The following is a 9,878-nucleotide window of genomic DNA, read 5'->3' on the forward strand; positions in this document are numbered from 1 at the left end:
ATCATTTGCATATCATTTTGTGTGAAATAAAAGAGACGCAAATTTTACTTCCCATATTTCATTTTTAAAAACTCTTTAAAGTTTTCCAACTCTGCCTTTGCTTCATCACTCATATCTTCATCAGTATGTGCTGCAAAAGTTTCCGGGTGATTTCTTATATTTGTGCGACCAAGGAGATAATCAACCGATACTTCAAATAAATCTGACATTGATCTAAGTATATCAAGACTAGGTTCAACTATTCCATTTTCGTATTTTGAAATATTAGACTTAGTTAAATTTAACCTATTAGCCAGATCAGTTTGAGTCATGTTAAATTCTTTTCTTAGTAATTTTATTCTATTCCCAAGCAAATTCATAGTATCCCTCCTTGCTTTGTATACTATAATTCTACAGTGTTTCACTACAAGAAACAAGCCTATAAAAAAAAGTTTCATAAATTTCCATTTTTCTATTGACAGTTTATTTTAAATCAACTATTATATAGGTATAAAGTTGATTTAAAATAAACTAAAGAAAGGAGATAAAAGTGATATGAATATATTGAAAAATGAAAGAATTAAGCATGGATTAACCCTTGAAGACATTGCAAAAAAACTGAACACAACAAAGTCTAACTACTATAAAAAAGAAGTTGGAGTGGTAAAAATATCAGTCAATGAAGCTATAATTCTATCAAGAATATATAATAAAAGCGTTGAAGAGCTTTTTTGTACCCAAAAAGTTGATTCATAATATACTAAAAATTATAACATTGCTAAAAATAAAAATGAAGTGCAAAAAATGCACTAATGAAAAATAAAAATCGGCTCCGTCTGAAATCTAATCAGGGGATGGTGATATAAGTAAAAAACCAGCCCAAAGGCTGGAAAGACTTACTTGTTATCAAAAAGACATTTTATGAAAAAGATATGAAATACTATTAAAGATATCAATAAGCTATATTCAGGAAAAACACAGCTTATTAGATAAGGCAATAGTACTGTATATGCAATTTCAAACAAATATCTACCAATAACCTTATAAATCTTTTTTAAAATTTGAGGTGGCCCCCTAATTGCATTTATGTTGGTATAAGTTTGATATTGAATTTTAGAAAGAGTTATTTCAAAATCAATCAGAGTTGGCTTTAGTGAAAGAATTAATTTTCTAACCATTTCTCGGAGTTTTTCATAAATATATATAACCATTTTGCGAATTGGGTTGTATACATCTGAAATAAAAACACTCATACACTCATTGATTGAATCAGTTACTGACTGACATAAGATTGAAACATTATTTCTATCAGTATAACTTACTGCAACCACCACAATATCACCCCCCTTCTGATTAGATTTCAGCAGGAGCTGATAAGTAAATTATAACATAAGAGGAAGTAAAAAAAGAAAGGATGAATAATATGGACAAATTAAATATAAAGGTAAATATAGAAATTGAAAATTCAACTGAAGTTAAAGAAGAATTGACCCAAATCAATGATTTACTAATTGAAGTAAAAAAACGACTTGAGTCAATCAATCAGAAAGAATTAAATTTAAAGGTTTTCAAATAATTCTTTCTCAAAAATGGAAAAATAATTTTAATAAAGAAAGGATAAAAAATGGAAAATATTTATAAAAAATACAGGAAGCTAGCAGGCCTAACTCAAGAAAAGGCTACTGAACATTTAAATATTAGTATCGATACCATCAAGAGATATGAAAATGGTACATATATACCACCAAATGATATAGCAAGAAGGATGTGCTTACTCTATGGGGATATGAAGCTTGCATATGAGCATTTGGAAAATAGCCAGGTAGGTGCAATGGTCCTTCCACCATTAAAAGATAAGGACTTGTGCTGCTCAACATTGGGATTTTTAAACAGCTTGCAAAACCTGGATAAGAAGAAGGATGAACTTATTAGCATAGCATCAGATGGCATAATTTCAGACCATGAATTGAAATCGTGGGAAGATGCAGAAAAGCTAATCAGCAATTTAATAAAAAATTCATTTGAATTATTGTATCGGAGGGGAAAATAATGACAAAGATTAAAGTATCAGAAGCCGCCAAAATGCTTGGTGTTACAGACCAATTTATTAGGGTTGGACTTCAACGAGGGGCCTTTGAATTTGGGACAGCCTTCAAGAAAAATGATAAGAGTAGAACATACAGTTATGTTATTTATCCTGAAAAGCTTAAAAAGGCTGTTGGTGAAGATAGATATAGGGAGGTTATGGGGGAATGCTAATAAAACAAGAAATTCAAACCATACAGCACCCAAAGTATAAATTTACAGTTGAAGGTAAAAAAACTATCTGGAAAGTTGTTTGCTATAAAAAAGATGAAATATCTGGTTTTTTTAAACATATGGGGGATGTGATGATCATATCCAAGAATGCAATAAGCTTTAAGACGCTAAAGGCTTTTAGAAAAATTGAAAGCAAAAATATAAAAATAAAACTATTGCAGATGGCCTGCAATTACATGGATGAAAGGGAAACAGCATGATGAACATATTAGAGTTTTTTGGAGAAATAATGGTGTGGGTGCTTATACTGGCCCATCATATTTTTAAATTTTTGATAGTATCTGGGTTAGGGTGTAATGTGTTTTATATCGTTTCAAAAATAAAAAGAAACAGGACCCGCAAGAAATTTTACGGATCCCATAAATACTGTTACAAATATTATAACCCAAAATACAGGCAAGGTCAAGGGGGGAGGTATTCTTATGTCAGGATGGATAAAAGTCCACAGAAGAATCTTAAACAGTGTATTTTATAAGTCCCTATTAGGCAAACAAAGGGATGTGATTATTACTATATTGTTGATGGCAGACCACGAAGAAAAAGAATGGATTTACAAGGGCAAAAAGTATAAAACCCTTCCAGGGCAGGTGTTTTCGTCCCTTCAAGGTATAGCAAATATGTGTGGGAAAGATTGTACTCGTGAAACTGTGCGAACAACCATAACTCACGCAGAACAGTATGGTTTTTTAACCAAAGAAACACACAAGACGCACACACTTATAACCATTGAAAATTGGGAAACATACCAAGATATTCACACAAAAGAAACACAAAATAACCCAATAATTAACACAAACTCCCCTGAGGGTCGCCCCCTAACAAGAAGAAAGAAGAAAGAAGATAATATATATAGTCCAAACTCTGATGAGTTTAGACTATCTAACCTTCTTTATGGGCTCATAAAAGAGAACAACCCTCAGTTTAAAAAGCCTAACCTGGATAACTGGTGTGGACATATGGATAAAATGCTTAGAATTGATAAAAGGTCCGTTGATGACATTGAAACTGTAATTAGGTGGTGCCAACAAGATGATTTTTGGCATAAGAATATACTCTCGACTGACAAGCTGAGAAAACAATTCGACAAGCTTTATATGAATATGCCAAAAGATAAAAAGAATATAATCCCATTTGCTAAAACAGGGGGTAATGATGATGGAATTGAATATTTCTAAAGAACTGAGCGACTATGAGTTAGAGGCAGGTGTAATAGGGGACATTATTGTGGATGCAAAACTAATGATAATTGCAAATGACAATGGGTTAAGTGAAGATGATTTCGGATTTGAACATTTGAGTCAAATATATAAATGTATTCGAAAATTGTATATTACAAAAAAGCCAATTGATATTATAAGTGTTAAAAATGGATGTGACAGAGTGGATTTGAATATTGATATGTCGTATTTGTCAGAACTTGTCAAATACTCCATAGGCAGTAATTTTGAATATAAAATTAAACTTATAAAAGAATTGGCTTGCAAAAGAGATGTGCTGTATAGACTTAAGTGCATAGGTCAAAATATAAATAAAAAGAATTTATCAGATATTGAAAATGAGGTTAAATCTATATCAGATATATTTTCAGAAAAAGGAACTGTTGACGATCTTATCTTAGATGCATCAGAGATTGATTTGATTGATGACAGGGATGGTCTTAAAACTGGGTTTAAAAATCTTGATAAGGTATTGAATGGACTAAAATTTGGGACCTTGACAATATTGACTGGAGAGCCAAGTTCAGGAAAATCAACACTTTTAAATCAAATTATAGCAGAAAATATAAGCTCTGGAAACAAAGCCTTTATTTATTCTGGAGAACTAACAGGGTCAAACGTCCTTAGGTGGTTTATAGATACTGTAGCCAATGTTAATGATCTACAAGAATATAAAAGCATGGGAGGGACATATTATAGTGCAAATAACCATGGACAGTATGCTATTAAAGAATGGATTAAAGATAGACTTTTTATTTTTAATGAAAATAAGTCCCCCAGCATATCTAATATAGGAATGACAATTGAATATTTAGCCAGAGTAAAGAATGTAAAGCTGTTCATTATAGACAATTTAATGATGATAGATAGAGGACAATTTGAAGAATTTGAAAAACAAAAAGAATTAGCTAAAATACTGAAAAATTTGGCAAAAAAATATAAAATATCAGTTATTTTAGTTGCACATCCTAGAAAAAAACAAAGCAATTTAAGTTTAAAAAACACTAAAGAATCATACCATATGCATGATGTTAGTGGGGCATCTGAGGTTGTTAATCTTGCTGATTATGAAATATTAATATCAAGAGATATCGGTGAGGATAAAAATGGAAATAAGTATGATACTACAAAAATTATAGTATTAAAAAATAGAATTACAGGTAAACAAAGAGCAAAATTTGATATTAATTTTGATATTATGAGGAGAAGATTCTGGACAGATAAGGATGAGTTAAATAAAGATTATGGATATGATAATATGACGATAAAAAAACAAGTTAAGTTTGTTGAACTTGAAAGTATTGCTGATGATATTCCATTCTAGATAATTGGTTAAAGGGCTAAGATTATTTCAAATACAGCTATAAGTACTTTTCTATTTCTGTTAATGTTGTACTTATATTTGAATAGATTGGGCAATCAATGCTTCGTGAATTTGAATAATGGTCTTTAGTTAAATAAGTGATTTTTAAATAAAAACGGTATTTTTTTATTGAATAATTGTAATCAAACTCAACATAAAAACGTATTTTATTTTCATAATTAAGTGAATAACTGTCAACTTGAGGGTTTGTTTTAATAAGTTTTATATTATGAAATTTGCAAAAATCAAATAATTTATTTCTAGAAATTTTTAAAACACTCTCTACATTAGGGTTCATGTATATACCTCCTAATTTATATTTTTATACATAATTTGAAATTTTAATCTTAGCCCAAGTATATTATATAGCAAAAATTTAAAATTACAAATAAACAATATTAAATTTAATAAGGAAAATATATGAATATAATAGAAGAATATTTGAAGAATTTAAAGCGATTTGATGACGCTGAAAAGTATTTTGAATCTTTGAACGAGGAAGAACTTAGGGATATAGAATCTACAAAAGAATATGCTGCATTTTTGAAAATCTGGGCAAACCTTGAAAGGTTATACCCACTTGCAAAGGCAGCAGGATGTAATAGAATAAAATACTACGAAAGTTAGGTGATCATATGTGAAGGCTCCATGTTATAAATGTGAACAACGACATGTAAATTGTCATGACAATTGCCTGAAATACAGGGAATACCGAAAGAAACGGGAATTCATGTATAAAAAAGCAAAGGAAAGTGTTGATTTAAGAGGATATTTTCAAGATGAACTTAATAAGAATGTTTTTGGAAGGGGAAGAAAGAAATGATGGAATGGATTAATAAGCACAGGTGTAAAATTCATGCCTTGGCCCTAATTTGTAATTTTGGACTAGGTGTGTTTGTAGGATATAGGGTAGTGGAGCACGAGGCAAGGACCTATATAGGGACAGTCATCAAGAAAGACTATCAGCCAAGTGAGATAAAGTACGAAAAAAGAGAAGAGTGGATTGATGGCAAGTTAAAAGCAGTTAAAGTTCCTGAAAGGGCAGAAGAACAGTATTCTTTTTTATTGAAAGATGTGTTCGGAAGTCAGACGACTGTTTTTGTTACAAAGGAAGAATACAAACAATTTGAAATCGGTGATAAATACAGGAGGTAGGATATATGAATGTGCTTGTTAGATATAAAGGAATTATATTATTTAACCCAGATGCTATTTATTCTGAGGGAGTAACGGTTAAAGCAAAAAAGGGGCTAGATTACTATATATTGCGTGAATATGAAGATTTTCAATCTGCAGAAAGGCTAGTTTCTCAGATATGGTCGGAGCTGAGTGAAGGTAAAGACAAAGTCTTTATAGCTATTAAATAAAAAAAGGAGATGTAAAAATGGGAAAGGTTTATGAAGTTTATGAGAGAAATGGGGTTGTATATTTTCTGAATGAAAATAAAGAAATAGAATTTTATAGGATGCCTGACACACTAACCACAAAACTTGAAATAGAAACCAATAATGGTAAAACAATGAATGTTGTAGATGAGTTAAAAGATGGGATTACTATATTTTCAAAGGATGGGATTGAATTATTGGAAATGTTTGGACTTTTTCATATAGCAGAAAATTTATTTAAGGGAGATCAGGAAGATGAATAATGTTGTTTTAGTTGGAAGATTAACCAAGGATCCTGAACTTAGATATATCCCAGGGTCAGGAACACCAGTAGCTACATTTACCATGGCTATTGATAGAGATTATAAAAATAAGGATGGCTCTATACCTGTAGACTTCATCCCTGTAGAGATAATGGGTAAGCCTGCAGAGTTTGTTGCTAATTACATCACTAAGGGAAGATTGGTAGCCATTCAAGGGTCTATTCGAGTTGATAGGTATGATACCCCTAATGGAGAAAAAAGAACTTTCACAAAGGTTGCTGGCCGAAACATTCAAGCCTTGGAAAGTAAAAGTAAGACAATGAAAACCGAGGAACCACCAGAGTCACCGACAGAGTTTGCTGCAGTGGATGATGATGACGTTCCATTCTAGGAGGTAGTTATGTGGATTAGATTATTTCCTAATGAATGTGAATTTTGTGGCGGTAAGAAAATTAAAAGGAAAAGCCCAATAGGAACTTTTTATTTATGCCCTAAGTGTGGCATGATGCATGGGCAACTTCACAGTAATAATAAGTGTAAGCAAACTTTAAAGGCTGATAAGGGTAGGTGATATGATGAAAAAAGTTAGGGTCAAGAAAGAATTTTTTGAAAGCACGGAAGTAATACTTAAAAACCATAGGGGTATTATTCGGCACATAAAAATACTAGAAGATACTATGTCAGAAATAAGAGAATATAAATCCAGGGGTATTAAGTCTATATCTACAGATGGCATAAGAGTTTCTTCTTCTCCAGGAGATTCAATAGGAAATCAAGTTGTAAAGATATCTGAGATGATGGAAAGAGTCCAAAGAGAAATAGATGATGAAAAAAAATACATAGCCCTTATCAAAAAAGGAATGGCAGATTTGTCAGATCAAGAAAAAGAAATTATAGAAATGAGATATTTTGATAATATTCCAGATTCAAAGATTGCTTTATATACCAATTATGAGAGGTCAAATATCTTTAGAAAAAGAGTGGCTGCAGTAAGAAAATTAGCTGTTGTCATATATGGCATAAAGTGCCTAGAATCTTGAAATAGAGTGTAAAATATGCACTGAAATAATTAAAAAGGTTGCAACAATCGTGCAACAAAAACGCCTAAAAACTGTGTTATAATATATTCAAGTCAAAGAGTCAGAAATTTACGTATGATTATCACAGTATCAAAAGAGAGGGGCCTAGTACCTCTTTCTTTTTTTACTATTAACAAAAAGAAGGAGGTTGTGATATGTGAATTATGTTGAGCCGATAAGAGACAATAATAAGTTGGAAGATATATTGAAATATCTTAAGAAGACTAATTCAAGAAACTATATGCTATTTTGTCTAGGCTTATATACTGGCTTAAGGATATCAGATATCTTAAAGCTCCAGGTAAAGCATGTAAAAGGCAAAGATAGCATAAGAATTAAAGAGAAGAAGACCAACAAAAGTAAGGTCATTAAGATTAATAAATTCTTAAAAAAGGAACTTGATCTGTATATTGATGGTAAGGAAGAGTATGAATATTTAATATCAAATTCCAAGACAGGTATTGAGCCTGTATCAAGGCAACATGCCTATAGGATAATTAGGGATACCTGTAGTGGTTTTGGCATTGAAAATGTTGGGACCCATTCGCTTAGGAAGACTTTTGGGTATAATTACTATAATAAAACTAAAAACATAGCTATACTCCAAAATATATTTAATCATAGCGAACCATCAATTACTCTTAGATATATAGGTATTAATCAGGACACCATATCTGATGCCTATGAGTCTATGAGTTATTTTTAATTTATATAAAATGTGACATATTGAGAGGGTGTAACATTTAAGCTTAAATAGTGAAATATAAAAGTAGTTCAAATATATATAAAATCAATATATGTAGGTTTGCTGAAATCTTATATTTGAAATGTTACACAATATTAGATATGTCATATTTCGTGAGGTGAGATAATGAAAAATTACTCAACCAGAAAGTGGGAGAAAAAAAGAGAAGCAATCCTTAAAAGAGATGGATATAAATGTATGGAATGTAGCAGAAAAAATATAACAACATCTGCAACTATGGTGCATCATATAAATCCTGCAGATAGATATCCAGATTTGTTTTTGGCAAATGAAAATCTTATATCATTATGTGATGAGTGCCATAATAAAATGCATGACAGAAAACATAAGACTCTATCAAAGCTGGGAAGAAAGTATCAACAGCTTTACTACAGAAAGAGAGAGACTGATAAGATGACTAAGATAGTATTTGTTGTAGGTCCACCTTGTAGTGGTAAGTCGACATATGTTAGGAAGCATATGGGCAAGAATGACATAGTCTTTGACTATGATGAAATATCAAGAGCCATGACCGGATGTGATCTGCATGACAACAATCCATTTATCAAAAAGTATTTGCATGAGTTTAGAAAAACATTCTTGAAGATGCTTGAGGTTGAATCAGAATTTGACACAGCTTATATAATAACAACTCAGATGAGTAAGTATTACTATGACTATGTGCTTTATGACCCAGATGTTGTCATTATGAGGACAACAAAAGAAGAATGTTTGAAGCGACTTTATGAAGACGCAGACAACAGAAACATAGAAGAAGTTAGACGTGTCATATTAGCTTACTACAACGAGCAGGAGACGTGACAAACATCCCCCCTACCTAAAAACATAACAAAGGCAGTAGGGACAACGGGGAGAGGGTAGGCATTTCCAATAGTCTCATTTTTTCAAAAAAGGGGGGAAAATGAGAATTTGACAAAAATTAAAAATGCTCTATATATTGAAAAAACATAATCAAGGAAGGAGGTGGTGATAATCATGGCAAGAAAAAAAGAAAAAGATTTTAAGTATTACAGGAAAGATATTGTTAAGAAAATGGGAGCTGTTGGCACATATAATAAGTCTTTCGACCATATTATTGACGTATATTCCAATATGCTTTTGGAATATAATCAGATGTTAGAGAAGTTTACTCTTAATGGGTCAGAATATACAATTGAGTATACAAATAAAAGTGGAGCTACTAACTACATCAAAAGTCCTGAATACCTGATAATTGAAAAATTGAGGGTAGATATTATATCTTATTCAAGAGAACTAGGGTTATCACCATCAGGGCTAAAGAAAATAAAAGATGATACGGCCGATAAAAAGGTTTCAAAACTGGCCCAGGCCTTAAAGGATGTCTAAGAAAAAATTAGATAGATACCCTAATTACAAGTTGGTTTTTGATTATGTTTACAATATTGTAGAGGGTAGAATAAATGTAAATAAGGCACAGGTAAAAGGATGTAAGAGATTTCTTAGAATGCTTGAAGATGATAGGTATGACTTTGACCCGAGGCCTTGT

General features: G+C 31.4%; 20 protein-coding genes. 17 read left to right on the forward strand and 3 right to left on the reverse strand.

Annotated features, from left to right (window positions below):
* Positions 1-44 precede the first annotated feature (44 nt).
* Entirely contained in the window at positions 45-359 is a 315-nt protein-coding gene (locus HMPREF0634_RS01435; protein ID WP_007788342.1) for a helix-turn-helix domain-containing protein, read from the reverse strand.
* 175 nt (positions 360-534) lie between these two features.
* Between HMPREF0634_RS01435 and HMPREF0634_RS01440 the strand changes: the two genes are divergently transcribed.
* Complete coding sequence (locus tag HMPREF0634_RS01440; protein ID WP_007788338.1) at positions 535-735, forward strand: helix-turn-helix domain-containing protein; 201 nt, start codon at positions 535-537, stop codon at positions 733-735.
* A gap of 140 nt (positions 736-875) precedes the next feature.
* Here HMPREF0634_RS01440 and HMPREF0634_RS01445 read toward each other — a convergent pair whose 3' ends face one another.
* Entirely contained in the window at positions 876-1,313 is a 438-nt protein-coding gene (locus HMPREF0634_RS01445) for a hypothetical protein (protein WP_040565592.1), read from the reverse strand.
* An 89-nt stretch (positions 1,314-1,402) separates the two neighbouring features.
* Between HMPREF0634_RS01445 and HMPREF0634_RS09725 the strand changes: the two genes are divergently transcribed.
* The 6 genes from HMPREF0634_RS09725 to HMPREF0634_RS01470 all read left to right on the forward strand — a co-directional run bounded on the left by HMPREF0634_RS09725 (position 1,403) and on the right by HMPREF0634_RS01470 (position 4,839).
* A complete protein-coding gene (locus tag HMPREF0634_RS09725) occupies positions 1,403-1,555 on the forward strand; it encodes a hypothetical protein (protein WP_007788352.1) in 153 nt (50 codons plus the stop codon).
* A gap of 48 nt (positions 1,556-1,603) precedes the next feature.
* On the forward strand, positions 1,604-2,029 hold the full coding sequence (locus HMPREF0634_RS01450; protein WP_007788349.1) for a helix-turn-helix domain-containing protein: 426 nt from the start codon (positions 1,604-1,606) through the stop codon (positions 2,027-2,029).
* Complete coding sequence (locus HMPREF0634_RS01455) at positions 2,029-2,238, forward strand: hypothetical protein (protein WP_040565593.1); 210 nt, start codon at positions 2,029-2,031, stop codon at positions 2,236-2,238. Before HMPREF0634_RS01450 ends, HMPREF0634_RS01455 begins: the two co-directional genes overlap by 1 nt.
* Positions 2,232-2,498, forward strand: a complete 267-nt coding sequence (locus HMPREF0634_RS01460; RefSeq protein WP_040565594.1) for a hypothetical protein — start codon at positions 2,232-2,234, stop codon at positions 2,496-2,498. The genes HMPREF0634_RS01455 and HMPREF0634_RS01460 overlap by 7 nt, the downstream gene beginning before the upstream one ends.
* 222 nt (positions 2,499-2,720) lie before the next feature.
* A complete protein-coding gene (locus tag HMPREF0634_RS09275) occupies positions 2,721-3,473 on the forward strand; it encodes a hypothetical protein (protein ID WP_007788336.1) in 753 nt (250 codons plus the stop codon).
* On the forward strand, positions 3,451-4,839 hold the full coding sequence (locus tag HMPREF0634_RS01470; RefSeq protein WP_040565595.1) for a DnaB-like helicase C-terminal domain-containing protein: 1,389 nt from the start codon (positions 3,451-3,453) through the stop codon (positions 4,837-4,839). Before HMPREF0634_RS09275 ends, HMPREF0634_RS01470 begins: the two co-directional genes overlap by 23 nt.
* A gap of 37 nt (positions 4,840-4,876) precedes the next feature.
* On the opposite strand, the gene HMPREF0634_RS01475 is transcribed toward HMPREF0634_RS01470, so the two are convergent.
* Complete coding sequence (locus tag HMPREF0634_RS01475; RefSeq protein ID WP_040565596.1) at positions 4,877-5,176, reverse strand: hypothetical protein; 300 nt, start codon at positions 5,174-5,176, stop codon at positions 4,877-4,879.
* A 122-nt stretch (positions 5,177-5,298) separates the two neighbouring features.
* Here HMPREF0634_RS01475 and HMPREF0634_RS01480 point away from each other — a divergent pair, with 122 nt between their 5' ends.
* From HMPREF0634_RS01480 to HMPREF0634_RS01525, 10 genes are all read left to right on the forward strand, one after another.
* A complete protein-coding gene (locus HMPREF0634_RS01480) occupies positions 5,299-5,505 on the forward strand; it encodes a hypothetical protein (protein ID WP_040565597.1) in 207 nt (68 codons plus the stop codon).
* A gap of 192 nt (positions 5,506-5,697) precedes the next feature.
* Positions 5,698-6,033, forward strand: coding sequence for a hypothetical protein (locus HMPREF0634_RS01490; RefSeq protein WP_243440491.1), 336 nt, complete (start codon positions 5,698-5,700; stop codon positions 6,031-6,033).
* Positions 6,034-6,038: 5 nt separating this feature from the next.
* On the forward strand, positions 6,039-6,245 hold the full coding sequence (locus HMPREF0634_RS01495; protein WP_040565599.1) for a hypothetical protein: 207 nt from the start codon (positions 6,039-6,041) through the stop codon (positions 6,243-6,245).
* 17 nt (positions 6,246-6,262) lie between these two features.
* Positions 6,263-6,526 (forward strand): hypothetical protein, encoded by a 264-nt coding sequence (locus HMPREF0634_RS01500; RefSeq protein ID WP_040565600.1) that lies wholly within the window; start codon positions 6,263-6,265, stop codon positions 6,524-6,526.
* Positions 6,519-6,917 carry a single-stranded DNA-binding protein gene (locus HMPREF0634_RS01505; protein ID WP_007788340.1) on the forward strand — a complete coding sequence of 133 codons (399 nt, stop codon included), beginning with the start codon at positions 6,519-6,521 and terminating at the stop codon, positions 6,915-6,917. Before HMPREF0634_RS01500 ends, HMPREF0634_RS01505 begins: the two co-directional genes overlap by 8 nt.
* Positions 6,918-6,926: 9 nt before the next feature.
* On the forward strand, positions 6,927-7,097 hold the full coding sequence (locus tag HMPREF0634_RS09730) for a hypothetical protein (protein ID WP_165480179.1): 171 nt from the start codon (positions 6,927-6,929) through the stop codon (positions 7,095-7,097).
* 1 nt (position 7,098) lies between these two features.
* Entirely contained in the window at positions 7,099-7,566 is a 468-nt protein-coding gene (locus HMPREF0634_RS01510; RefSeq protein ID WP_123795781.1) for a hypothetical protein, read from the forward strand.
* A 196-nt stretch (positions 7,567-7,762) separates the two neighbouring features.
* The gene (locus tag HMPREF0634_RS01515) at positions 7,763-8,311 is read left to right on the forward strand and encodes a site-specific integrase (protein ID WP_007788351.1); all 549 of its coding nucleotides are present in this window, start codon (positions 7,763-7,765) and stop codon (positions 8,309-8,311) included.
* Between the two features lie 165 nt (positions 8,312-8,476).
* Positions 8,477-9,172, forward strand: coding sequence for an HNH endonuclease (locus tag HMPREF0634_RS09280; RefSeq protein WP_007788345.1), 696 nt, complete (start codon positions 8,477-8,479; stop codon positions 9,170-9,172).
* Positions 9,173-9,346: 174 nt separating this feature from the next.
* Positions 9,347-9,718, forward strand: coding sequence for a P27 family phage terminase small subunit (locus tag HMPREF0634_RS01525; protein WP_007788344.1), 372 nt, complete (start codon positions 9,347-9,349; stop codon positions 9,716-9,718).
* The last annotated feature ends 160 nt before the right edge of the window (positions 9,719-9,878 follow it).

Source organism: Peptostreptococcus stomatis DSM 17678, assembly GCF_000147675.1.
Lineage (GTDB): Bacteria > Bacillota > Clostridia > Peptostreptococcales > Peptostreptococcaceae > Peptostreptococcus > Peptostreptococcus stomatis.

Coding starts and splice junctions, on each gene's coding strand:
- HMPREF0634_RS01460 (WP_040565594.1), top strand. CDS start 2,232: ATGCTAATAAAACAAGAAATTCAAACCATACAGCACCCAAAGTATAAA.
- HMPREF0634_RS01435 (WP_007788342.1), bottom strand. CDS start 359: ATGAATTTGCTTGGGAATAGAATAAAATTACTAAGAAAAGAATTTAAC.
- HMPREF0634_RS01525 (WP_007788344.1), top strand. CDS start 9,347: ATGGCAAGAAAAAAAGAAAAAGATTTTAAGTATTACAGGAAAGATATT.
- HMPREF0634_RS01450 (WP_007788349.1), top strand. CDS start 1,604: ATGGAAAATATTTATAAAAAATACAGGAAGCTAGCAGGCCTAACTCAA.
- HMPREF0634_RS01475 (WP_040565596.1), bottom strand. CDS start 5,176: ATGAACCCTAATGTAGAGAGTGTTTTAAAAATTTCTAGAAATAAATTA.
- HMPREF0634_RS01495 (WP_040565599.1), top strand. CDS start 6,039: ATGAATGTGCTTGTTAGATATAAAGGAATTATATTATTTAACCCAGAT.
- HMPREF0634_RS01510 (WP_123795781.1), top strand. CDS start 7,099: ATGATGAAAAAAGTTAGGGTCAAGAAAGAATTTTTTGAAAGCACGGAA.
- HMPREF0634_RS01455 (WP_040565593.1), top strand. CDS start 2,029: ATGACAAAGATTAAAGTATCAGAAGCCGCCAAAATGCTTGGTGTTACA.
- HMPREF0634_RS01480 (WP_040565597.1), top strand. CDS start 5,299: ATGAATATAATAGAAGAATATTTGAAGAATTTAAAGCGATTTGATGAC.
- HMPREF0634_RS01470 (WP_040565595.1), top strand. CDS start 3,451: ATGATGGAATTGAATATTTCTAAAGAACTGAGCGACTATGAGTTAGAG.
- HMPREF0634_RS01490 (WP_243440491.1), top strand. CDS start 5,698: ATGATGGAATGGATTAATAAGCACAGGTGTAAAATTCATGCCTTGGCC.
- HMPREF0634_RS09275 (WP_007788336.1), top strand. CDS start 2,721: ATGTCAGGATGGATAAAAGTCCACAGAAGAATCTTAAACAGTGTATTT.
- HMPREF0634_RS09725 (WP_007788352.1), top strand. CDS start 1,403: ATGGACAAATTAAATATAAAGGTAAATATAGAAATTGAAAATTCAACT.
- HMPREF0634_RS01500 (WP_040565600.1), top strand. CDS start 6,263: ATGGGAAAGGTTTATGAAGTTTATGAGAGAAATGGGGTTGTATATTTT.
- HMPREF0634_RS09730 (WP_165480179.1), top strand. CDS start 6,927: ATGTGGATTAGATTATTTCCTAATGAATGTGAATTTTGTGGCGGTAAG.
- HMPREF0634_RS09280 (WP_007788345.1), top strand. CDS start 8,477: ATGAAAAATTACTCAACCAGAAAGTGGGAGAAAAAAAGAGAAGCAATC.
- HMPREF0634_RS01505 (WP_007788340.1), top strand. CDS start 6,519: ATGAATAATGTTGTTTTAGTTGGAAGATTAACCAAGGATCCTGAACTT.
- HMPREF0634_RS01440 (WP_007788338.1), top strand. CDS start 535: ATGAATATATTGAAAAATGAAAGAATTAAGCATGGATTAACCCTTGAA.